Here is a 24509-nt window from a genome sequence, read left to right on the forward strand (position 1 = left end):
CTACGGATTAAACGACTGGTATTGGCTTTTAAATTTAACATAGTTCTGCTCATCAATATCGAATTCCCCATACCAGACATATTCAAAGATATAGGAAAGATTAAGGAAATCATTTTTCAGATGCAGTGCTTTGAATTCGGCCACATAATCTTTATTGGTCTTTTCAGGATTCCAGCTGATCAGCTTTTTGTCGCTCAGCTTTTTAAGAGTAAACAGGAACTGGTAACGAATTGCCGAACGGAAATCCCCCGATCTCTCAAATCTTGCTATACTTTCAGGGAAATTAATTTCATGGATGTTCTCGTGCAGCTCTTCATCATTGATATCAACTTTTTTATTTTTTCGGGCAAAAAAAGCGTTTCCGTTTTTCCCTAACAGATATCTGACAATGAAATAGAGCAGAAAGCCAACCAGGATAATCGCAAATAAACGAATAAGGAGACCTGCTATATTGGCGGACCCTTTGAAAAGAGTTTCCCCGAAAATACTCTGCAGGATCCTGTCTATTTTTTTCAGAAATTTCTGCCAGAACGATTCCCTCGGTTTAGAAGTTGTATAATCAAATTCACTGCTTTTATACCTGGCCCGTAAATTTTCCCTGAAAGTTTTGGGATATACCGTATTTTCGGTAACAGGATTTTTCATCAGCACCGAATCCGCAGGATACATATTCCTATAGTGTCCTGTATATGCAGAATCAACATATACTTCCGAAATTGGCGGAGGATCCACCTCATCCTGTGCACAGGCATATCCGGAAGAGAACAAGATCAAACAAAAGAACAGTTTATTCATTGATCCCGATGGTTTCTATTTCCGCAAATTCCATTTTCTGATGCAGATCTGTCCTGCTGTCATAATAAATCAATCCTGAATTAACATATAATAAATTCATCATTATCAGTGAAACCAATGCTGATATTCCATAGATAACAAAAATTACCATCCCGAAAGTTCCCGTCAAAGGATTTTGCTCAAAATTTGCATCCGGCGTCGAAGTGAAAAGGGAGCCATAAAAAAATATCATCGGAACAATTGAGAATATTAAACTGGTCACATAGTAAATAATGGCCAGGATAAGAGTGGAACCCCAATATTTCCAGTAAGGTGAGCCTTCTCTTCCGTTCGGATAAGAGAACTGTGACCTTATGGCATAGCTCAGGCTTTCAAAAAAACGACGGCTGCTATTGAAGTAGTCATAGCTTAGGATGGTTATCACATTAAACAGTGTAGGGGCTACGAACAATATGATGACAAGCCCTATTAGAATGAATATCAGGAGATAGGAGATACTGAATATCACTATTGATACAGGAATAACAAGAAATGTAAGGCCCAGGTAAAGTTTGAACACCTTAGCTGCATTAATCTTAAAATCATTAATGATCTCATCCGTTTTTATTTTTGTTTGCCCTGAAGAAACTCTTTTGGTATAGAAGACGGGAAACAGGAAATTCACCAATGTCAATGCTGAATAAAGCAGAAACATCAATATTCCGGTAATGATGAGCATCCCCCAGTTATCTTCAAAATACTGTTCAAAATAATAGCCGTTTCCGGCGATATTTGAACCAAATAACTGTCCGAAAAGCTCCCGAAAGCCCAAAATCCCTACCACAACAAGCAGGATCAACAGCAATCCGTTGATCAAAAAATAATTCTTAAAATAATTTTTACCGTAAAGCTTGAAAAAATTGAAGGTATCGCTTATAAAGGTGCCAAAATCCCTTTTTTTATAGAACTGCATCATTAGTATAGTTATTAGCGTTTTTGTTAATAATAGACGGGTATATCAGATAATAAAAGCCGATAGCGGCCAATGATCCGAAGATAATAATCAGGTTCATCCACAAGGGCATCTTTAAGGCATGCCGAGTAACATATCCCTCAATAATCCCGGCACAGATTGTAAAAGGAATGGTGCTCAGAAATATTTTAAACGAATCTTTAAAACCATTCTTAAAGGAATTAAATCTGGAAAAAGTTCTGGGAAATAATATGGATGCCCCTAAAATTAATCCGCACATTGCTTCAATCACCATAGCAAATATTTCAAAGACCCCATGCAGCCATATCCCTCTTGCACTGTCTTTTAAAGCTCCGTAGTCATAGAAGAAATACTGGAAGGTTCCCAGCATAAGGCTGTTTCTAAGCAATACATACAAAGTTCCTACACCACCGGATATTCCGTAAATATATAGCTTTGCCCCTACGCCGATATTATTAAATATGATCCCTATTGTGCTTCCCCAGGTAGAGCCACTCTGATAAATCCCTACGGCATTTCCTTCTTTAATATTTTCAATAGTCTCATTTACATAGCTTTCGCCGAGAATGATCTTGGCAAAATCCTTATCATAAATGGCCGAGAGTACTCCTATTAATGTAAACAGGATGAAAAACAGAAATGCATACACAAGATATCTTCTGTACTGATATACCAGTAAAGGGACCTCCGTACCGAAAAAGTAAAGGATCCTGTTCTGCTCTACTCTTTTTGTCTTATAAATTTTCTGAAAGATCTGAGAGGATAAGTAGTTTAAATAAACCGTAGTATTACTTTTGGGGTAATACGTCTGTGCAAAAGAAAGATCATTGATCAGGTTGATATACAGCGAAGACAAGTCATCAGGATTTTTTTTTATTTTCCCCTGAATAACCTGTTCAATTCCCAACCATTTTTCTTTATTTTGTTTTATAAAATAAACCTCTCTCATAATTGTTAGGCTAAAATAATAAAATTTATGTCTCAAATTGCGATTAATACTTCACAAAATGTAAATATTAATTTCAGCATTGCCAGTGTTGGTGAAAGAATGCTGGCCTTTATCATTGATCTGCTGATAAAGGTGGCCTATACGATCTTTATCTTTTATCTTTTTTTCAATGTTTTTGATTTGGGATATCTGTTGTACGGGCTGGACCAATGGTCTGTAGTAGCAATTTATATTGCCCTTACCTTACCGGTCCATATATATCCGCTGGTCCTGGAAAGCCTGATGGAGGGCCAGACCCCCGGAAAAAAACTTATGAAAATAAAGGTGGTGAAGATCGACGGGTATCAGGCCGGGTTTGGAGATTACCTGATCCGATGGGTTTTCAGGCTGATTGATATTTCATTTATGGGAGTTGTAGGCCTGATCTCCATGATCGTTTCCAAAAATAATCAACGGTTAGGCGATATCGCTTCAGGTACCGCCGTCATATCTCTAAAAAACAATATCAATATTTCTCATACCATTTTAGAGAACATCCATGAAGACTATATCCCGTCATTTCCCCAGGTAATTGCCCTGAGCGACAATGATATGAGAATTATAAAAGACAATTACACCAAGGCGGTTAGGATTGACGACCGGCAGATCATCAGTAAGCTATCCGATAAAATCAAAAGCACGCTGAAGCTTGAAATCGACCCTACAAAAATGACGGAAAGGCAATTCATCAATATCATCATTAAAGATTACAACTATTACACCGGGAAGGACCACTAGGTGTTTTTCTTAACCTATGTCAAATATAGTATCGGTGTAGTTTTTGTATCTTTATTCAATAAAGATTAATTATGGAATTTGTCAATAATAAGTCCGGGAATGGCGGAGTCATCACTCTGAATAATGAAATAAAAGAAATCGGAAGGCTCACCTATACCGTCTTTCCTGAACAGAATAAATTCATTATCTCCTTTGTATTGGTACACCCGGAATTTGAAGGAAGAGGTATGGGTAAATTCTTAGTGGAAGAGGCCATCAGGTTTGCAAGGGAAAATAACTGGAAGGTATATCCCCATTGTTCCTATGCAAGATCGGTAATGATGAGAATGAATGATGTGGATGACATCTTCTTAAAGAGCTAAAACCTCATTTATCAATATGTCTTCAATATTATCAGGGTAATTGACTTTAAGGTGAAAGTCTGAAGCTACCCAATTTCTTATTTCTTCGGCTTTTAAAACCTTGGAATTAGGAATTCCCATTTTATCCAGAGCACAGGCATTACACTCCTGTTCATATTGATTGTGGATGGGTATCACAAATAGTTTTTTATCCATGAAAAGAGCTTCAGCAGGAGTTTCGAAGCCGGCATTGCACAGGATTCCGTCACAATGCTCAAAGTATTTTAAATACTGGATCTCATCAATCGGGAAAACTTCGGCATTTCCTTCCTTAAATTGTATTTTACTGTATTTGGAAAATATCTTCCATTCCACAGGGATTTCTTTCAGGACCCTGATAATGTTTTCGTCTGAAAAGCTGGGCAGGTATACCAGGTAATACCCTTTTTTTTCAGGATTCAGATTTCTGATCTTTTTCCTGATAACCGGCTTTTTGATCTGCGGATGGTAATTTTCAAAATGAAAGCCTAGCTTTTTTTCAGCCGGAGCATAATATTTTAGGACCAGCTCTCCAAAAAAATCTTTTTTCTCAGGTTTGGGTGTTTCCTTAAAGCTCATTGAAGCCTGATGGCTTAATCCTATTACCGGGAGCTTCCTTATTTTGCATGCCCAGGCCGTCAGGGGCTCAAAATCATTGATGATCAAATCATATTGTGAAAGCTCCAGATCCCTGATCGCTTTTATCGCTTCAAAGAACCTATTATCCGTAAAGGTTTTAAGGTAAGACAGGCCGCCTGTTTTATTGTAAAGAAGGGAAATCCCCCTGTATTGGAGATTAATATCAAAATCAGCCTTTAACTGCGATTGGTGCCCGCTGATCAGGGTATCTACCGAAGCGTGCTTTTTAAGAAGGGGGATAATCTCCTGGGCCCGTGCAATATGTCCGTTTCCAGTTCCCTGAAATGCATATAAAACTTTCATCAGGTAAAGCTGGTTACTATTTTTAAAAGCTCGGAAGTGTTGATATCCTGAATTTCTTCAGCCTCGTCATCCTTCAGCAAATGTTTGTGTTCATCGTAATAAAAAATCTTCCATTCCTTATCATGATATTCCAAAGCAGAAAGGTTTTCGATCCAATCCCCTGAATTAAGATAGGTACAGGAGCCCTTTTTATTGATCACTTTCCTGATCTGAGGCTGATGAATGTGTCCGCAAATTACATACTCATAATGATTGTCTATTGCAAGCTCGGATGCCGTCAATTCAAAATCACCAATGTACTTTACGGCCTTTTTTACATTATTTTTAATCTTCTTTGAAAAGGAGTACTTTTCCTTACCCATTTTCTCCAGGAACCAGTTTACAACATTATTGATCATGATCAGCAGATCATATCCTTTTCCTCCGAGTTTAGCGATCCATTTGGAATGCTGAACGGAGGCATCGAAAACATCTCCATGAAATATCCAGGTTTTTTTATCGTTGATATCCAGGCAGATTTTATTGCAGACTTTCAGTTTACCTAATTCGAAGTCGGTAAACTTCCGGAACATTTCATCATGGTTTCCGGTGATATAGTAAACATCTGTATTTTTGGTAGCAAATGAAAGAATCTTTTTGATCACTTTCAGATGGGGTTTAGGGAAGTAAGACTTTTTGAATTGCCAGATATCTATAATATCGCCATTCAGAACCAAAGTTTTAGGCTGTATGGAATTAAGATATCTCAATAATTCTTTAGCCTTACATCCGTAAGTTCCCAGATGAACATCCGATATCACAACTAACTCAACGTTTCTTTTCATAATTTTATGCAAAGAAACTAATTGAAAATTAACTGTATATGAATGTTATATTATATTTTACAAAGAGTTCATTAACTCTTCTGTGATTTCCATATTGTGATATACATTCTGTACATCGTCATCTTCCTCGAAACGTTCAAGCATCTTCATGTTAGCCTTGAATTGCTCTTCGCTGACCTCTTTGGTATTATTAGGGATTCTCTGAAGTTCCGCACTTTTAGCTTCAATTCCCAGCTCATCCAGTTTATGAGACAGGGAGCCAAAATCTTCAAAAGCGGTGGTAATCATTACTTCTTCTTCATCCTTATCAATTTCTTCTGCACCGCCATCGATCATTTCCATTTCAAAATCATCCCAATCCATTTTAATCTGCGACAGGTCTATATTGAAAATCCCTTTTCTGTCGAAAATAAACGCCAGCTCACCATTTTTCCCAAGATTTCCGTCAAACTTATTGAAAATAGCCCTTACATTGGCTACGGTTCTTGTTGTATTATTTGTGGTACATTCCACAAAAAACGCCACTCCACCCTGGCCATATCCTTCGTAAGTGATTTCTTCGTAGTTTTCTGCATCTGCACCACTTGCCTTTTTAATGGCTCTTTCTACATTATCTTTTGGCATATTCGCTCCTTTGGCATTCTGGATGCATCTTCTCAGCGCAGGGTTTGAATCCGGATCTGGTCCACCTGCTTTTACGGCTAATGCGATATCTTTACCGATTTTAGAGAAAGTTTTGGCCATCTTGTCCCAGCGGGCCATTTTAGAAGCTTTTCTATATTCAAACGCTCTTCCCATTTTTATTTTAAAATTTTCAACAAAAATACTTAAAAGTGGATGAAAAAAAAATACCCCCAAAAATTTGGAGGTATTTATTATTTAGAAAAATTAATTATTTTCTTTTTCTTACTACTTTTTTCTTAGCCGGAGCTTTTTTCACTGTAGTCTTTTTCTCTACAACTTCAAGGTCAGACTTCTTAAGTGCATCCCAAGCAGCACCGTTCACTGCTTCTACAACTACTTTTCTGTCTACCATTCTTTCTGCATCAGAAGCTTTTTCAGAAACTGTTGCATCTCTTTCACCTACACCTACAGATTTTAATTGGCTTCCGTTAACACCTCTAGATTCCAGAGCAGCAACTACTGCAGCAGCTCTTTGTCTTGAAAGTTTCAAGTTGTAAGCGTCAGAACCTTTCTTATCTGTGTGACCAGTTACTAAGAATGTACCGTCGTTAGATTGCTTAATGATTTCAGCAGCTTGATCAAGTTTACCACTAGACTCAGGTCTGATTGTAGCTTTGTTGAAGTCGAACAAGATATCTTTAAGAGCTCCTGTAGCTTCTTGAGCGATCACTTCTTTAGGCTTAGGACATCCGTTGTACTCTGGAAGACCTGGAACAGTAGGACAAGCATCATCTTTATCTAGGATACCGTCACCGTCTGTATCTGGCCAAGGACAACCGTTGTTTTCAGCAGGACCTGCTACTGTAGGACAAGCATCATCTTTGTCGATAACACCGTCACCGTCTGTATCTGGCCAAGGACAACCGTTGTTTTCAACAGGACCAGCTACATCTGGACATTGATCGTCTTTATCTGGAACTCCGTCACCGTCTGTATCAGGACATCCCTGGAATTCTGGTAAACCTGGAGTATCAGGGCAAAGATCGTCTTTATCTAGGATACCATCTTTATCTCTATCTCTGTTTCCAAATCTGAATAATAAAGATGCAGAAGCTTGCCAAAAGTTAGCAACAGTAGATTTATCACCAGGAGTTGATACATAATCTCCCTGAATACCTAAACCGAAGTTTTTAGTTACCCAGAAGTTAGCACCTGCACCTGTAGAAACTGTAAAGAAGTTTGCTTTACCGTTTTCATCACCGTTATCTCCATTAGTGATCACGTGTCCGTTAGCGTCAGTTCTTGGGAAAGTAAGTGCTGTATAGTCATGTCTTAAATAGTTAGCACCAACTCTTAAATATGGATCAAACCAAGACTCCTCATTCCATAAAAGACCTGCAGCTTTAGCCTGGAAACCAAGACCTGTCATAAGGAAAAATTCTTTCCCCATGTTGAATCTTTGGTTTTCAACATTTCCAACTGAAGTCTGCCAGTCAATTACTAAACCTTTACCAACGTTTCTTGCAACTGTAAGTTTAGAAAGTGGTGGAGTAATAGAGAAGTTGTTCATATTGAACAAAGTCTTCGTTAAATTATTAGCAGAGAACGTATTACTGAAGTTGTTCTGCTGTGCCATATGGTTTTCCGCATGAGCACCAACTCCGATCAACCACGGATTGTTGGTAGTCTGAGCGAATACAGTAGAAGCAACAGTAAGTGCCAATGCTGAAATTCCTAATTTTAGATTTTTCATAGAATTAAATGATTAAATAATTGATAATGCAAAATAAATATAATTTTTCTTTATATACAAAGTTTTTCAAATGATTTTTAACTTTTCTTTAATATTCTGTCCAGGTTTCGTTTATTTTCTCTATCTTTTATCGCTTCTCTTTTATCAAAAAGTTTTTTACCTCTCGCAAGGGCTATCAACACCTTAGCTTTGCCTCTGTCATTGATATAAAGTTTTAAAGGTACGATTGTATTTCCTGCATCCTTCAACTTCTTTTCAAGTTTTTGCAATTCTTTTTTGTGCAACAGCAATTTCCGTTCCCTTTTTGTTTTGTGATTGTAAAATGTGCCTAATTTATATTCGTCTATCATCATATTGATGATGTATAATTCCCCATCAATAAACTGACAGAACGATTCTGCAATAGAGGCTTTGGAGGAACGCAAAGATTTTATTTCCGTACCCGTCAAAACCATTCCCGCTTCAAATTCCTCCAGGATCTCATACTCAAACCTTGCTCTTCTGTTCAGTATATTGACTGTTTTTTCAATCTTCATCATTTTAAAATTTCGTTAATGAAATATATAAAAAAATACAGTACATTAAAAACTTGACTATTACATTATTACAAAATACCCAAATTCTTTTTGTATTTTTGCGCCAAATTTACAAAACTATATGTTAACAGTATCAAACTTATCTTTACAATTCGGGAAAAGAGTTCTTTTTGACGAAGTAAACATCATGTTTACAAAAGGAAATTGCTACGGTATCATCGGAGCAAATGGAGCAGGAAAGTCTACATTCCTTAAAATATTGACAGGAAAGCAGGAGCCGACTACAGGACACGTATCTCTGGAACCTGGAAAAAGGATGTCTGTACTGGAGCAGGATCACTTTGCCTATGATCAGTATACTGTGCTTGAAACCGTATTAAGAGGAAATAAGAAATTATTCGAGATAAAAGAGGAAATGGATGCCTTGTATGCAAAACCTGATTTCTCGGATGAAGATGGCATTAAAGCAGGAGAATTGGGAGTGGTCTATGATGAAATGGGAGGATGGACTGCTGAATCGGATGCGCAGACCATGCTTTCCAACGTAGGGATCTCAGATGATATGCACTGGCAGATGATGGGCGAACTTGAAAATAAAGACAAAGTAAAAGTCCTTCTGGCTCAGGCACTCTTCGGAAATCCTGATGTACTGATTCTTGACGAGCCTACGAACGACCTTGATATTGATACTATTTCATGGCTGGAAGACTTCCTTGCCGATTATGAAAATACGGTAATTGTTGTATCTCACGACCGTCACTTCCTGGATGCTGTTTGTACCCATATCGGAGACTTAGACTACTCCAAACTTAATTTATATACCGGTAATTATTCTTTCTGGTATCAGGCTTCTCAACTGGCAACCAGACAAAGGGCTCAGGCCAATAAAAAGGCTGAAGAAAAGAAAAAGGAGCTTCAGGAGTTCATTGCAAGATTCAGCTCAAACGTTGCCAAGGCCAAACAGGCTACCGCAAGGAAAAAAATGCTTGATAAATTGAATATCGAAGATATTAAGCCTACTTCAAGAAGGTATCCGGCCATCATTTTTGAAATGGAAAGAGAGGTAGGTGACCAGATTCTAGAAGTTAAAGACCTCGAAAAAACCAAAGACGGAGAGCTGCTTTTCTCCAATATCGATCTGAAACTTAAAAAGGGAGACAAGGTAGCCGTACTTTCCAAAAACTCACTGGCCATTACAGAATTCTTTCAGATCCTGGCCGGAAATTCCACAGCTGATAAAGGTGAATATGCTTGGGGAGTCACTACTTCACAGTCTTACATGCCTTTGGATAACACGGAGTTCTTTCAGGAGGATTTAAATCTTGTTGACTGGCTAAGACAGTTCACCAAAAATGATGAAGAACGCCACGAGGAGTTCATGAGAGGTTTTCTGGGGAGAATGCTTTTCTCAGGTGATGAAGCGCTGAAGTCCTGTAAAGTACTTTCAGGAGGTGAAAAAATGAGATGCATGTTCAGCAGAATGATGCTTCAGAAGGCAAATGTCCTCTTATTAGATGAGCCTACCAACCATTTAGACCTTGAAAGTATCACGACATTAAACAATTCATTGTCTAATTTCAAAGGAAATATCTTACTGGCATCTCATGACCATGAAATGCTTCAGACGGTCTGTAACAGGATCATTGAATTAACTCCAAAAGGAATTATCGACAGAGAGATGACTTACGATGAATATCTTGAAGATAAAAAGGTAAAAGAGTTAAGAGAAAAGATGTATTCTTAATTACCATAATAAAAAACCGTTCGCTTCACGAACGGTTTTTTATTTGGATACTCGCAGGAATAAACTTTTACTTTAAAATATAATTCCCTATTTTTGTGAAATGAGTCAAAAATGGATTTATAAGCCCGAACCCGATGAGGAAATTGTGGACAGATTAAGTTCGTCACTTGGTTTTGGAACTTTTGAATCTAAGCTTCTCGTTCTTAGAGGAATTGACAATTATCAAAAGGCCAGAGAGTTCTTCAAACCAAATTTAAACGATATCCATAACCCATTTTTAATGGCAGACATGCAGAAAGCTGTCGAGCGCATTGCCACAGCCATTGAGAATGGAGAAAAAATCCTGGTTTACGGTGACTATGATGTGGATGGTACCACTGCCGTAGCTTTGATGTACCTGTACCTCAGTAAGATTGTTGAAAAAAAATACCTGGATTACTATATTCCGGACCGGAACTCCGAAGGATACGGGATTTCCACCGAAGGTATTGATTTTGCCAAAGAGAACGGTTTTTCATTAATTATCGCTCTAGACTGCGGCATCAAGGCTATTGATATGATCAATTATGCGGACAGTCTCGGTATTGATTTCATTATCTGTGACCATCACCTTCCCGGTGAAGAGATCCCTAATGCAGCCGCTGTGCTTGACCCTAAGAGAAGCGATTGCCGGTATCCGTTCAAAGAGCTTTCGGGTTGCGGAGTAGGCTTCAAGCTATGTCAGGGACTCAACACCATTTATAAAATTCCCGAAGCCGAATTATTTGAGCTGACCGATTTGCTTGCCATTTCCATCGCCGCGGATATTGTTTCTATGACCGGTGAGAACAGGGTCCTTGCTAAGATGGGATTAAAAACCTTAAGAAAGACCAGAAATCTCGGCCTAAGGCTGTTAATTCCTGAAGACAAGCTCTCTCATTTTGAGATTTCAAATATTGTCTTTGAGATTGCCCCGAAGATTAACGCGGCCGGGAGAATCTCTCACGGTAAAGCGGCTGTTGAACTGATGGTTTCTGATAATCTGAAGCATGCCAACCAAATTGTGAATGACATCATGAACCTTAATGATGAGAGACGTGAACTGGATATGAACTCCACACTTTCGGCATTGAACCAGATCATAGAATCCCAGCAGGAAACAAGGCATACCACAATTGTCTATCACCCTGAATGGAATAAAGGCGTCATAGGAATTGTAGCTTCCAGACTTATCGAAACCTATTACAAGCCTACTCTGGTTTTTACTGATGGAAATAACGGTGAAATGGTAGCTTCCGCAAGGTCAGTTTCCGATTTTGACGTACATGAAGCTCTTGACATGTGCTCTGAATATTTCCTTAAATTCGGAGGCCATCATGCTGCGGCAGGGCTTTCAATGGAAAAGGAAAAGTTTGAGGCCTTCAAAGAGAAGTTTGAAAAAGTGGTGGCGGAAAAGATCCAGGAACATCAGAAAGAACCATCCATTACTATAGACTCTGAGATTCAGATCGATGAGATCAACCGGGAGTTTATCAATTTCCACAGGAAGCTGGCTCCTTTCGGCCCTCACAATATGAAGCCTATTCTGGCTTTAACCAATCAAAAGGTCTCCGGCCATATAAAAACGATGGGAAAAGACAACAATCACCTGAAGTTTTTTATAAAGCAGGAGTCCACCGGAAGAAATATTGAGTGTGTGGGGTTCAAGCTGGGCCAATTCTCTGAAGATTTCAAAAATAAATATTTCGATCTGGCCTTTACCCTGGAAGAAAATCACTGGAAGGGAAATGTTACGCATTACCTGAACATTAAGGATGTAAAGTTTAGAGATCAGGCATAAAACATTCATGAAAAAGGTTGGTTTATTTTTTGGTTCGTTCAACCCCATTCACATCGGGCATCTTATTCTGGCCAATTACATCCTGGAAAACTCCGATATGGATGAGCTCTGGTTTGTGGTGAGCCCGCAAAACCCTTTCAAAGACAAAAAATCTTTGCTTAAAGACCATAACAGAATGGATATGGTGCAGCTTGCCGTAAAAAATTATCCGAAGATGAGAGCCTCCAATGTAGAATTTTCTCTTCCGGTACCAAGCTATACCATTGATACCCTGACCTATCTCCATGAAAAATACCCTGGCTATTCTTTCAGCCTGATTATGGGTGAAGATAATCTGGAAAGCCTCCATAAATGGAAAAATTCAGAAGTCCTGATCAAAAATCACCATATTATCGTTTATCCGAGGGTTTCTAATGGTGAGAGAAAAGATCCTGAATATCTCAAGCACGAAAACATCTCTCTGATCAAAGCTCCTGTTATAGAAATCTCAGCCACTGAGATCCGTAAAATGATCAAAGAGGGTAAGAATGTAAGGCCTATGCTTCCTCCGGAAGTCTTTGAATATTTGGACGGAAGCAATTTTTATAAGTAATTTTGTATTCAGGAGCAGGTGGTCTCAGGCCTGGATCATCCCGGCCTCTGAATTTATAGCTAAAAAGAATGAATTTCATTGAAAAATTTTTCTCAAAATACCCTCAGGAAAAGGTTATTAAATGGTTTAAAAAAGTATGTTTGGCGGAAGCCATTACCTGCTTTTTGCTGTACGGCATCGCAATGATCTGGAAAAGGTATGATGATGAAGGCACGCTGGCAACTGTTTTTATTATCATTATTGGTAATATTCATGGTCTGTTCTTCACCCTATACCTTTTGCTCTGTCTGCCCGCAAGAAAAATCTATCAATGGGATGATGAGGATTTTGTATTTGCACTATTGTCTGCCTTCTTCCCTTTTGCAACGATCTGGGTGGATAGAAAGCTGGCCCGGTTTGACCGGGAATAAAAGAAGAATTCTTTCCGGCCTTTATTTCATCTCTTAACGTACCCAGTTGCCGTGAAAGTATGCTCACCCTCTCACCATCTGCCATATTCATTGGACGTAAAGTCTATGTAGTCTCCTAACATTACCGATCTGAATTACGGAATAGCTTGTAGCTGGCTGAAATTACCTCCCGAGAGCTCAAGCTGATACTGGTATATAGTTCCCCATTCCGAAACATCAGCCACATCCATTGAGAATATGGTTCAAGATAGACTCGGCCCCGTACTTTACACTCTTAAGTCCTAACACAAACTTTAAAGACTGGCTATTATTTGGTATGCTATATCCATTTATGGTAGTATAGATGAAATATTGCTTAAATGGGTTGCCGAAAAAATACCGCGAATTGATATCTCTGAGGTCTGAAGATTTATCATGTCATCAAAAAGGACTGGCTGAACAGCCATAGGTAATGAAAGAAAAGCTTCTAAATGTAATTAAATAATTTTCGTTGATGAAAAAAATCTGATTTGTGATGTAACAAAAACCTCATCCGTGTTGTCCTATCATATAGAAAGCCCAAAGTCTTAAAAAAACAGCATAAATTTTTAACTACTAAAAATCAATAAGTTAAAATTTGTTTATCAATTTTTTAAGTACTTTGTATTGCAAGATACTAAAATTATTATATATCTTTGTGATGTTTAATAATAACAAATACAAGCTAATAACACATTAAAAATAAAGTCATGAAAGCGCCTATTCTCATTGCAGCCATATTTTTCAGCGGATTAGCTTTCGCACAACAAAAGAAATCAGATTCGGTAAAAACCAAAACCATAGAGGGAGTAACCCTGACCAAACAGGTATTCAAGAAACAGAGTGATCGCTTTGTCTATGATGTAGCAGCATCACCGGTTGCCAAAGGTAATACCACCTTTGACCTTTTAAAACAAACCCCACTTTTGTCAACCATAGATGATAAAACATTAAAAATTGCGGGAAAAAACAATGCCCTGATCTATATTAACGGGAGAAAAACTAATATGGATACAGAATCTCTGGTACAGTTCCTGAAAAATACCCCGGCAGAAAATATCCAGAAAATTGAAGTGATCACAGTTCCGGGAAGCGAATACCAGGTAGAGTCTTCGGATGGGATCATCAATATTATACTGAAGAAAAAGATGAGCGATGGTACAAACGGAAATATGAGAATGGCCAACACCCAGAATAAATATAATTCAAGCCAGGCCAGCTTTTCCGTGAATTACAGAAAAGATAAATTAGGAATCAATGCCAACCTCAACGGCGGCGAAAATATCCAGCCTCAAACCTATATCTTACGGAACGGAACCGATCAGGTAAAAAATGAATCTGTAGGTGATATTGACGATCCTAATAAAAACATTGGCGGCTACCTTAATATCGACTATCAGCTGACCGAGAAAAGCAATCTGGCATTATCCTGGAACTCATGGGCTAACAAAAGCTACAATTCAACGATCGACCTGTTCAATACTTTATCTGAATATAATACAGACGGAACCGTAAAAAATACTTACACCAAGACAAAAAATAAAGAAGATGCCCGTAACTACAATAACTCTGTAAATTTAAACTATGAATTGAAACTTGATTCCTTAGGGAGCAAATTAAATGTAAATGCAGCTTACCTCAATTATAAAAGGTTCCAGTATTCTGATAACCGAACCATGGTTCCCGGAACGCTTTCTGATTATTCCACAATAGGAAAGCAGATCATTCAGGATATACCCCAGATCATTAATAACTTCTCCGGAACGGCAGATTATATTCAAAAGTTTAAAAATGATCTTACCATATCCGTTGGCGGAAATTTCAACAGGACAAAAACCGATAATGATACCAAAAACTACACTACCCTGTTTACGGGCCCTGATCAACAGCTTTTGCCGGCTCCGATAAATTCTGAAGAATTCAATCATTTCATTTATGATGAAAATATCTATGGCGCCTATTTAACGGTAGAGAAAAAGTTTTCAGACAAGTTTTCAGGGAAAATAGGGGCCCGATACGAGATCACTAACAGTCTGGGAACCTCAGACAATGCCGCTCCTGAATACAGAAGAATTGAGAGGAACTATAATAATCTGCTGCCTTATTTAAGCTTCAACTATGCGATCAATGATAAAAATAACATCTCCTATTCATTCTCCAGCAGAATGAGGAGGCCCAGCTTCTGGGAGCTTAATCCTGTAAGAAATTATATTACGGAATTTAATTATACACAAAACAACCCTTTTGTGAAGGCCTCTTCCACTTATAATCAGGAGCTGACCTATATGTATAAGAACTCATACTTTCTGATCCTGAACCACTCTTATTTCAAGGATCAGATCACCCAGGTCCCTTTGCAGGGTTTTGTGAAATCAGTGGACGGAACTGTAGGAACACAGAACGTATTGCGCTACATCCGGACAAACTTTGGGGATAAACAGGAAATGTCTGCTATGGTGGGGATCCAGAAGACCTTCTTCAAACAATATTTAACTCTGAACTTTAATGCAGGGGTACAGCATAATATCAACAACGGGTCTTTGGCGGTAGACCCTACGTCCGGCGATACTTTTCTTGATAAAGACGGGAATCCTCTGGTATACACCAATAATGTAAAATCAACCAGTCTGGTCATCACAAGTAATAATACCATCCGGCTGGACAAAAAGAAAACCTGGTTCCTCGGGGTAAATTACTTCTATGTAGACAAACAGCAGATCGAACTTGGAATGCTGAAAAATTTAATGAGCTTAGATTTAAGCCTGAAGAAAAACTGGAACGACTGGACCTTTGCCCTGAATGTAAACGACATATTCAGAACCAACATTGTAGAAATAGAAGATTATCAGGCCAATGGGAATTATAATTATATAAAAAATGATCAGTACAGAAGAAGCATGACAATAAGCCTTACCTATAATTTCGGAAACCAGAAAGTGAAAAAGGTAAGAGATATCGAAAGCGCTTCGGATGCTATTAAAAGCAGGACCAGATAAAACAATCATCTTTCATAATCAATCATTTTGTGTAAAACTCGCTGAGAAATCGGTGAGTTTTTTTTAATTTTAAGAACATGAAAAATTTATTGTTCTTTCTGGTCTTTGCCTTTATTACCGGTTGTACGGAGAAGAAAAGCAGTCCGGACCAACGCCATGTTATAAGATATGATTTTGCTTATGGTAAGGATCCAGAACAAAAGATGGATATCTACCTTCCCAAAACTCAGAATATAAGCCGTGATGTTTTCATTATTATCCATGGCGGAGGCTGGCGTGGCGGCAATAAATCCGAACTGACAGCCTTTACTGTTTCCATGATGAAGAAATTCCCCAATTCTGTTTTTGCAAATATCAATTACAGGTTGGCCTCAACTTCACAATATGCAATCCCCAACCAGACTGATGACATCGGCCATGTTATCCGCTATCTGGAGAAAAAGCTGACGAACAGTCCCCGATTTATTCTTCTGGGGAATAGTGCAGGCGGATATCTTTCCATGTTCTATGCTTATAAATTCAATACCGGCAGAAATATAAAAGCAGTGGTGAATATTGTTGGCCCTGCAGATCTATCAGATCCCGGATTTAAGAGCTATGAAGATTACTTTTTTGTTGAAAGGCATCTGATAGATCCTAAAATTGTTTCCTCCGAATCTCCGATGGCCTTTGCAAGCCCCATATCCTGGGTTGATACCACCTCCGTGCCCACCCTTTCCTATTATGGAAAAAATGACCGCGTCATTCCCTTCTCACAAAAGGAGATCCTTGATTCAGTATTGAATAGGAACCATGTGATCCATGAATCTTTAGAATTTAGTGGCGGACATTTAGACTGGTTAAAGGAGGATAACAGAAACTTTTTGATCGATAAGATTGCCAAGTTCCTGAAACGGATTGAAAATAAAACGCCTTGAAAATTCAAAGCGTTTTTATTTTATTCAGATTTTACAATTTCAGTCCTTTCTGAAATTCCATTGACATTAAAGGCCTCGATTTGAAAATAATAGGCATCTGTCCTGTCAGCTCCCGTGAAGAAATACTCGTTTTTACCATACACCATAATGCTTCCGTAAAGTTTGTCAGGAGATTTTCCCCAGTAGATCACATACCCATCTGCATCAGGGTTTTGCTGCCATTTCATCCAGATGCTTCTCCTCTCTCCATATTTTTTGGCATCAGCTCTCAAAGGAACAAAGTTCTGCACCTTCTGCGGTTTGCTGCCGGCTCCTTTCCCAAATACTCTGAAACCGCTTAACGCAAACTTTCCTGTCGGCATTTTCAGATTTTCCATTTTCAGGAATCTGGCTTTGGCGGGTTTTTCAAGCTCTACATAATCATGAGGGACATCTTTGGTATTTTTACTCTTGTCCACAATTACACGCCATTTTTTACCGTCATTGGATCCATAAATTTTATATTGGTGCATTTTTCCTAAAGTCTTACCCAGAAATTCCGCATCCTGATCGGCATAGTTGATCTGAATGGCATTGATGGTGGAAACATCTCCTAAATCAGTTTGAAACCATTCTCCTGCATTTCCTGTTTTTGCACTCCAGTAGGTTTTGATGTCTTCATCTACCGCATAATTGGAATGATAGCCTCCCAAAGTGGATGATACCTGAACCGGCTTGTTGTAGTTCAGCAGCATCCAGCCTGCAAAAAGCCCTTTTGTGAAATCCTTTCCCTGGGCATATTGCGGAAGATAAGTAGGATAATCCCCATAAGCCGTATTACAGTACATCACATCATCCTTATCAAAACCTGCCGGCCATATTCCGATTCTTCTTTCAAAATTATTTTTAGTTGAAATAAAGATTGTGGAGACATGCCACCAGTTTTTGAAGTTATCCTCAAAGGTGGCTCCATGGCCTGCTCCCCGGGCAAAGCCACCCGGCTTATATGAAAATGGATTGTGCTGCTGGTATTCAAAACCTTCCAGGGGGTTTTTACTTACGTATACTCCATCTGAATATCCGCTGAATTCGGTTGCCGGAGCCCCGTACTGCATATAATACTTTCCGTTATGTTTCGTCATCCAGGCACCTTCCACAAAAGGCTGGAGGAAAACATTGTCATTATATTCACCAAATCTTTCCCAGCCATGATCTTCCGGCTTCAGCCTGATGATAGGTTTTACAAAACCTTCGGACTGCAGGGTTTTCACTTTTACTTCTGTTCCCAGCAGCGGCCATTCATTACTTGAGCCCCAGTACAGATAGAGTTTATTTTTATCTTCATCATAATGGAATGCCGGATCCCAGGCTCCCACTTTCAGGGTATCCACTGCAATATGCCAGTCATCTTTTGTAGGGTTTGTGCTTTTCCAGATCGGAAAGTCCTGTTCCCAGGTAGAGCCAAACACGTATAAAGTGTCCTTCATTGCCCAGACCGCAGGTGCATTAAGATCATGGATGTATTTATTATCCCTTAAAAACTTACGGTGAATAAATTTCCAGTCCAGCATATCATCACTGTACCAGTAGCCTTCCTGATTAGTAGAGAAAAGGAATAGTTTGTTTTTGAAATTAACAATTACCGGATCTGCTGTCGCCCGGTGTTTCCCCTGTTTTGAAAAAGACTCGAAAGGTGTATAACCGTAGTCTATATTGACCGGGTTACAAAATGTTTTTTGCTGGGCACTCAGGAATATTCCCAATACCATCGCAAATGAGATAAGGTACTTCTGCATCTTTACTTTTTTTACATTAAAGACAAATTTAGTTAACTTTTTTCGGTTTCTTCCAAATAAATCCGTCCAATAAATAGTGCGTTAACTGCGGAACCACTAATAACGGAATCAGGAATTGAGACCAGTTTTGCCTATAATGGTAATAAGTATAGATTATTATAAAAATCTTCTGACTCTGTTTCCAAAGTCAGAAGTATATGTAAACCTTTGCCGGATAATGGTTTCAATTAAATATTTTTCGCAAATATATTTATTTTTTCGGCAAGAAAACTTCAGCCAGCATACAGCGGGCACTTCCTCCACCGTTTACTTCAATTGTGTGTAAGTCTGAATAAATGATTTCACAATATTTTTCAATATTTGCGACCTGTTCCGGAGTTAAAGACCTGTAAGCTGTTTCACTCATAACAAGGAATTTTTCACCTTCTTTATTTTGAACCTGGAGCATATTTCCTGCAAACTGCTGCATCTGTTCTTCTGAGATCTCGATGATCTCTTTTCCGGAATTTTTGATCGTTTCGATCACCTTGCTTCTTTCAAGCTCATCATCTATACAATCCAGACAGATCACTACAAATCTGTCCGCAACACACATCATTACATTGGTATGATAAATCGGAAGCCTTTCTGTACCTACTGTCTGAAATGAGTGAAAAACCACCGGCATAAAGCCATACTTTTCACAAAACTTTCTGAACAGCTTCTCATCCAGCCTTAAGGACACTGAACCATAAGCAATTTTATTGTCATGATCAAAAATCATACTTCCTGTTCCTTCCAAAAATTTTTCATCGGCTTCGGAAGATGACCAGTCATCCACCTCCTCTACTTCAAACCCCCGGTCTTTTATGGCTTCAATAATATCATTTCTCCTTTCCACTCTTCTGTTCGGAGCAAACATCGGGTATAGAACTACTTTCCCGTCTTTATGGAAGCTCACCCAGTTATTCGGGAAAATTGAATCCGGAGTATGAGGTTCTAAGGTGTCTTTAACAGTAATGACGTTAATTCCTTTGCTTCTCAGCTTTCCAACAAAATTATTGAACTCCTGCAAAGCTTTCTGCTGAACGTCAGAATCTTTCTGATCAACCTGAAAATAGTTATTCTCTGCTGTTTGCGCATTATAGCCGAACGCTATCGGCTCTATCATTAAAACGGTATCTGTTGTCTGCATGTATTATACTTAAAAATTAAGATGTAACGATATTCACTGCAACATCTCTACATCATATCATTTATTCTCTCACAAGGGGCATGGTAGAGCATCTGAGCAATCCACCCATTTTTGAAATTTCACGGTATGGGATTTCTTCTACGGTCATTCCCCATTCATTTCTCAAATGATCATTCATCCTTGTAAAAGTACTGTCTGAAACTACGATTTCAGGCGAAATAGAGAAAATATTCGGATACATTTCAAACATTTCTTCATCGGTTACGTGGAAACAGTTTTCTTCACCGAAAATATCAATGATCAGGCGATAGTCACTTTCATCCACAAATCCTTTTTTATAGATGATACATTTATCTTTTCCTACAGGATTGAATGTGCAATCCAGATGTAAGATCCCTTCATAGGGAACTTTATCATTTTTTTTCAGTTCGAGATCGATGATTCTTTTCTTCGGGAAATACTCCTTTAAGATCTCTATGGCGTATTCATTCGTCCTAGCGGTTTTATAATTGCGGTAATCTTCACTAAAGCAGGTCCCGATGAAAATAAAATCATCCCAGACGATCACATCTCCTCCTTCTATATGTGCTGTTTCCGGGAGATTAATAATTTTTCTCCAGGCTACTTTTTCAAAAACTTTTTTATATGCGTCCTGCTCATCCGCCCTGTCGGCAATCACATTTGAAATGATCATTTTATCATCAATTACAAAGGCCACATCTCTGGCAAAGACCTGGTTATAATCCTTAATAATGCTCGGGCGCAGAACTTCCACATCATATTTCTTCAATACCGCTTCAAAAGCATTCATTTCATTAATGATATCCTCTTCCTTAGGATAGATATTATGCTCGATAGAATAGTATGATTTGGCATCATAGCTTTCTTCAAGGGTGGGAACCGGTCCCATAGAATTAGGCTGGCCAAGAACAACTGATCTTAGCCTCCCCGTTTCGTTTTTAATATTTAGTTTCATAAAGATTTATGCAATGTACAAATATAAGTAAAGGTCTCTATTTACGAAACTTTTACGTCAGGGAAGAAATCTTTCTCTGTAAAATTTGCAATGCACAATTTTTTTACTTCAGTCTTGTCTTCTTATAAGGATATTAATTTGTATTATCCGGCTTTTTAAGATATTTTTAATAATGAACTTTGTTTATTTTGTAATTAAAATCAAAGAATTTATTTACTAATTATCCTTTTTTTCACCTTGTCCTGTTTTCTTCTTCCGTTTTTTGTATTTCTTTGGTCTGATATTTTGATTCACCAAAGTTGTAACTTAATGCCAAAATCAGCTTCTGACTGTCCCACCAATGTCTGAAACGGTTATCCATGATTTGTTTATGCCTGAATTCCAGCCTTTGATCGTAAGAATCAAAAATATTATTAAAGCTCAATTTTGTATTTAATTTATTTTCAAACCAGAATTTCTGGACAGAAATATCAATGGTGTAGCGGGGTTTTATAATGTATAAACTGTTTCCTGTCCTCGATTCATAATTGGCAAAAACATTGATTGTGAAGCCCTTCGGAAGTGTGAAAGCCTGGTTCATTCTTATTTCGTAATTATAAATTTTCAATGCAAAAACCTCATCCAGATAAGGCCTGAATTCATAATTGTAAAATCCCGAAAACTGAGTATTTATATTCCACCATTTTGTAATTTTTACAGGAAAGTTGGTTTCTAAAACAGCAAAATTCCGATAAGGCAAGTTCGTTCCCAAATATTCCAGAACATTAGTTTCCGGGTCATAAAGCGGATATCGCGTCATGACATCTTTTTCCTTTCCTATGGTAAAACTTGTTACCCAGTTTTTGTACCGGTACGTTGCTTTGATCTGGTTGGTGAAAGACGGCTGCAAATAAGGATTTCCGATCCAGTAATTCAGCGGACTGAAATAAAATCTAAAAGGATTTAGCTGTGAAAAAACCGGCCGGGTGATCTTCCGACTGTAAGAAACCGACAATTCATTGTTTTTATTAAAACTATAACTGGTGCTAAAAGACGGCAGCCATTCCAGATAATTCCTTGAAACAACTGAATCAATTGTAATGGCATTGGAAATACTTTTTGTATTTTCAAGTCTCAGCCCGGCATTGATTTGAAGCTTATCAAATTTCCGGCTGTATGCCAGGTATCCTGCCCATATTCTTTCCTTATATGAAAATGTATTACTTCGGAACGGGTCAAAAGCAAACTGGTTATTTGCTGCTAAAGTATCATATCTGATGTGGTTATTGGTATCAGAACTGCTGTATTTTATTCCGGCTTCAAAGGTTGCATTTTTAATTTTTTGGGAGACATCAATTTGTGAGGTATAAATTGTAATTTTATTCAGCAAATCAGATTTCCAGTAGGATAAAAGTTGTGAAGTCGGTTTGTCTTTATTGATAAAATCATCATTTTGCTTATTTTCAACAGACAGATAATTCCCTAAAAAACTTAATTTAAAATTTTTATTCTGAAATGAGTAATCGGCCGTAATCCCGTAATTACTCTGGTTATATGAAGTCGGATTTTCACTTTCCGTATTAAAAACCAGCTCGGTTTCATCCTGATTGGTTGTGTACAAAGAGCCCAGACGGATTCTTTCATGCTCGCTGAAATTTCTTCTGAAATTTAAGCCTATTCTGTTTTTATCATCTATTCTGAAATCAATTCCAGCCTGAAGATTATACATTTTGCCTTCATCTTTTTGATCAGTGGAAGTCCGCATGACATTGGTATTTGCCAGCCGCTGTAAAGCATTGTACCGGTATGTTGAAATTCCGTTGTTATAGCCCAGCTGCAAATTGTAAGCGATTTTACCTGCATTATAGGAAAGGTTTAAGGAATTTTCCCGGTAACTAAATCTGTTAACATATATATTTCCGTTATAATTTCCCCTCCATCCGGGATTGGTATTCTTTTTCAGCTTAATATCAATAATTCCTTTAAATTCCGCATCATATTTTGAAGACGGATTGGTATTGACCTCAATAGACTCAACCATTTCAGGGGAAAGTGAACGCAAATAAGCCTGTAATTCCTGGCTGCTCATAGCCACAGGTTTCCCGTTAATGAAAATTGACGGAGAAATTCTTCCGCTGATAAATATTCCGTCCTCGGCATCAACGGTTACATTGGGGGTTTTCCTGAGAACTTCGAGAATGTTTGTTGATGTTTTAAAATCTTTATTGTTAGCGACACGCATTACAATGTTTCCCTCATTCAGTTCTACGTTTCTTCTGGAATACTGAATGGTAACTTCCGAAATTGTTTTGACAGAATCATTTGATTTTAAAGAATCTCTTTCCTGTGATTTTACAAAAAATGATAAAAATAACAGCAGAATAAAAAACCATAATCTGGTTATCATAATCTTAAAATTTTATGAAACCAAAAGTATCGGGAAGAGACGGAAATCAGGTTTTAAAATATAAATTCCGAAGTACAGAATTATAGATTCGAACTCTGGAATGCTGATCCGGATGGTGTTTGCGACTGCTTATACAAAAGAGGTGTTGTGTTTTTTATTTTTTTGAAGGTTGAGAAAAATGTAGATTTTGAGTTGAATCCTACTTCATACCCTATTTCTTCAATCTTCAAATAAGAATCATTTTCAATCAGCTCACAAGCTTCTTTAATTCTGTATTCATTAATATAAGTAGAAAAACTTTTACCCAGGTTATCATTCAGCAATTGTGAAAGCTGATGCGGCGACATGCTCATTTTTGCTGCAAGGTGATTCAGTTTCAAATTTGGGTTTTTGTATAATTCCTCATGATGCATTAATTTTTCCAGTTTTGTAACAAAATTATCTGCTACCTCATCAGAGATTTTTTTATTGGAATATTTATTCACTTCTTTTGATACGGAAGGCTTATACTTTTTATTAAATAAAATCAGAAAATTAACATACAAAACAAATGAAAATACAATGCTTCCCCCGGCGCAATATATCTGAACCCAGCCCGTAGAAATCAGCTGATAAGCAAGAAAAATAATGACATTGCTTAGCAAGACCGGAAGGATAAATTTATTTAGATTTTTTGAGTTTTGTCTTGAAAACACATAGTACTGATAGACAGACAGAAAAACAAATACTGACCAAACTGTATAAACAAAGGTTGCAAAATATGTGTTCCAGGTAATCGGAAAAAACAGGTATAAAAAACCTACAGCCCCCAAGATCAGCGTTAAAATCCCAAAAGATTTCCTGCAATTTTTTAAAATAAACTGCTCCTGCAGAAAAGATGATTTTACATAATAATATAAAGCAGGCCCTGTATAAAATAAGGCGGCCAGCCCAAAATACGGGATAATTCTAGGCCAGTCAGGATAAAAATAAATAAAAACTGAAATTCCTACCCTGATACTTAATGTGAGTAAAATCAGCCCTAAAAAGAAATCAGGAATATATTTTATTTTCTTTACAAACAACAAATAAACTCCCAGCAGAAACCCGTTAAAAGCCCCTACTGCACTGAAAAAAAACAACATTTGCTGTCCGAAAGTCATTGAATAT

Annotated in this window: 21 protein-coding genes; 8 read left to right on the plus strand and 13 right to left on the minus strand. The window is 37.9% G+C overall.

Annotation, left to right across the window (positions count from 1 at the left end; all coding sequences use genetic code 11):
- Genes ABMQ40_RS05410 through ABMQ40_RS05420 form a run of 3 tightly spaced genes read right to left on the minus strand, consistent with a single transcriptional unit; the run spans position 1 to position 2717 of the window.
- Positions 1–795, minus strand: coding sequence for a DUF4129 domain-containing protein (locus ABMQ40_RS05410; RefSeq protein WP_370897330.1), 795 nt, complete (start codon positions 793–795; stop codon positions 1–3).
- Positions 788–1750: a DUF4013 domain-containing protein gene (locus ABMQ40_RS05415; RefSeq protein ID WP_370897332.1), complete on the minus strand. Its 963-nt coding sequence runs from the start codon at positions 1748–1750 to the stop codon at positions 788–790. Before ABMQ40_RS05415 ends, ABMQ40_RS05410 begins: the two co-directional genes overlap by 8 nt.
- On the minus strand, positions 1734–2717 hold the full coding sequence (locus ABMQ40_RS05420) for a stage II sporulation protein M (protein ID WP_370897334.1): 984 nt from the start codon (positions 2715–2717) through the stop codon (positions 1734–1736). Before ABMQ40_RS05420 ends, ABMQ40_RS05415 begins: the two co-directional genes overlap by 17 nt.
- Positions 2718–2744: 27 nt before the next feature.
- Between ABMQ40_RS05420 and ABMQ40_RS05425 the strand changes: the two genes are divergently transcribed.
- Both ABMQ40_RS05425 and ABMQ40_RS05430 read left to right on the plus strand, forming a co-directional pair.
- Positions 2745–3494 carry an RDD family protein gene (locus ABMQ40_RS05425; RefSeq protein WP_370897336.1) on the plus strand — a complete coding sequence of 250 codons (750 nt, stop codon included), beginning with the start codon at positions 2745–2747 and terminating at the stop codon, positions 3492–3494.
- A 71-nt stretch (positions 3495–3565) separates the two neighbouring features.
- Complete coding sequence (locus ABMQ40_RS05430; RefSeq protein ID WP_370897338.1) at positions 3566–3856, plus strand: GNAT family N-acetyltransferase; 291 nt, start codon at positions 3566–3568, stop codon at positions 3854–3856.
- Here ABMQ40_RS05430 and ABMQ40_RS05435 read toward each other — a convergent pair.
- From ABMQ40_RS05435 to smpB, 5 genes are all read right to left on the minus strand, one after another.
- Positions 3845–4816, minus strand: coding sequence for a glycosyltransferase family protein (locus ABMQ40_RS05435; RefSeq protein WP_370897340.1), 972 nt, complete (start codon positions 4814–4816; stop codon positions 3845–3847). The two genes, ABMQ40_RS05430 and ABMQ40_RS05435, sit on opposite strands and share 12 nt — an antisense overlap.
- Positions 4816–5640 carry a UDP-2,3-diacylglucosamine diphosphatase gene (locus ABMQ40_RS05440; RefSeq protein ID WP_370897342.1) on the minus strand — a complete coding sequence of 275 codons (825 nt, stop codon included), beginning with the start codon at positions 5638–5640 and terminating at the stop codon, positions 4816–4818. Before ABMQ40_RS05440 ends, ABMQ40_RS05435 begins: the two co-directional genes overlap by 1 nt.
- Before the next feature lie 57 nt (positions 5641–5697).
- Positions 5698–6438 carry a YebC/PmpR family DNA-binding transcriptional regulator gene (locus tag ABMQ40_RS05445; RefSeq protein WP_370897344.1) on the minus strand — a complete coding sequence of 247 codons (741 nt, stop codon included), beginning with the start codon at positions 6436–6438 and terminating at the stop codon, positions 5698–5700.
- Between the two features lie 94 nt (positions 6439–6532).
- Positions 6533–8017 carry an OmpA family protein gene (locus ABMQ40_RS05450; protein WP_370897346.1) on the minus strand — a complete coding sequence of 495 codons (1485 nt, stop codon included), beginning with the start codon at positions 8015–8017 and terminating at the stop codon, positions 6533–6535.
- Between the two features lie 77 nt (positions 8018–8094).
- Positions 8095–8553 (minus strand): SsrA-binding protein SmpB, encoded by a 459-nt coding sequence (gene smpB / locus ABMQ40_RS05455; RefSeq protein WP_370897509.1) that lies wholly within the window; start codon positions 8551–8553, stop codon positions 8095–8097.
- A 121-nt stretch (positions 8554–8674) separates the two neighbouring features.
- Between smpB and ABMQ40_RS05460 the strand changes: the two genes are divergently transcribed.
- From ABMQ40_RS05460 to ABMQ40_RS05485, 6 genes are all read left to right on the plus strand, one after another.
- A complete protein-coding gene (locus ABMQ40_RS05460; RefSeq protein WP_370897348.1) occupies positions 8675–10297 on the plus strand; it encodes an ABC-F family ATP-binding cassette domain-containing protein in 1623 nt (540 codons plus the stop codon).
- Positions 10298–10397: 100 nt separating this feature from the next.
- Positions 10398–12116 carry a single-stranded-DNA-specific exonuclease RecJ gene (recJ, locus tag ABMQ40_RS05465; RefSeq protein ID WP_370897350.1) on the plus strand — a complete coding sequence of 573 codons (1719 nt, stop codon included), beginning with the start codon at positions 10398–10400 and terminating at the stop codon, positions 12114–12116.
- A 7-nt stretch (positions 12117–12123) separates the two neighbouring features.
- Positions 12124–12708: a nicotinate (nicotinamide) nucleotide adenylyltransferase gene (gene nadD, locus ABMQ40_RS05470; RefSeq protein WP_370897352.1), complete on the plus strand. Its 585-nt coding sequence runs from the start codon at positions 12124–12126 to the stop codon at positions 12706–12708.
- A gap of 68 nt (positions 12709–12776) precedes the next feature.
- Positions 12777–13118 carry a DUF3817 domain-containing protein gene (locus ABMQ40_RS05475; protein WP_370897354.1) on the plus strand — a complete coding sequence of 114 codons (342 nt, stop codon included), beginning with the start codon at positions 12777–12779 and terminating at the stop codon, positions 13116–13118.
- A gap of 728 nt (positions 13119–13846) precedes the next feature.
- Positions 13847–16132, plus strand: a complete 2286-nt coding sequence (locus tag ABMQ40_RS05480) for a TonB-dependent receptor domain-containing protein (protein ID WP_370897356.1) — start codon at positions 13847–13849, stop codon at positions 16130–16132.
- 77 nt (positions 16133–16209) lie between these two features.
- Complete coding sequence (locus ABMQ40_RS05485) at positions 16210–17049, plus strand: alpha/beta hydrolase fold domain-containing protein (protein ID WP_370897358.1); 840 nt, start codon at positions 16210–16212, stop codon at positions 17047–17049.
- A gap of 20 nt (positions 17050–17069) precedes the next feature.
- Here ABMQ40_RS05485 and ABMQ40_RS05490 read toward each other — a convergent pair whose 3' ends face one another.
- The 5 genes from ABMQ40_RS05490 to ABMQ40_RS05510 form a co-directional block, all read right to left on the minus strand.
- The gene (locus tag ABMQ40_RS05490; RefSeq protein WP_370897360.1) at positions 17070–18824 is read right to left on the minus strand and encodes a discoidin domain-containing protein; all 1755 of its coding nucleotides are present in this window, start codon (positions 18822–18824) and stop codon (positions 17070–17072) included.
- 250 nt (positions 18825–19074) lie between these two features.
- Entirely contained in the window at positions 19075–19998 is a 924-nt protein-coding gene (ctlX, locus tag ABMQ40_RS05495; RefSeq protein WP_370897362.1) for a citrulline utilization hydrolase CtlX, read from the minus strand.
- A gap of 61 nt (positions 19999–20059) precedes the next feature.
- Positions 20060–20974: a dimethylarginine dimethylaminohydrolase family protein gene (locus ABMQ40_RS05500; RefSeq protein WP_370897364.1), complete on the minus strand. Its 915-nt coding sequence runs from the start codon at positions 20972–20974 to the stop codon at positions 20060–20062.
- A 232-nt stretch (positions 20975–21206) separates the two neighbouring features.
- On the minus strand, positions 21207–23360 hold the full coding sequence (locus tag ABMQ40_RS05505; RefSeq protein WP_370897366.1) for a TonB-dependent receptor domain-containing protein: 2154 nt from the start codon (positions 23358–23360) through the stop codon (positions 21207–21209).
- Between the two features lie 80 nt (positions 23361–23440).
- The gene (locus ABMQ40_RS05510) at positions 23441–24502 is read right to left on the minus strand and encodes a helix-turn-helix domain-containing protein (protein ID WP_370897368.1); all 1062 of its coding nucleotides are present in this window, start codon (positions 24500–24502) and stop codon (positions 23441–23443) included.
- Positions 24503–24509 lie beyond the last annotated feature (7 nt).

Origin of the sequence: Chryseobacterium gossypii (assembly GCF_041361455.1) — a bacterium.
Classification (GTDB): Bacteria; Bacteroidota; Bacteroidia; order Flavobacteriales; family Weeksellaceae; genus Chryseobacterium; species Chryseobacterium gossypii.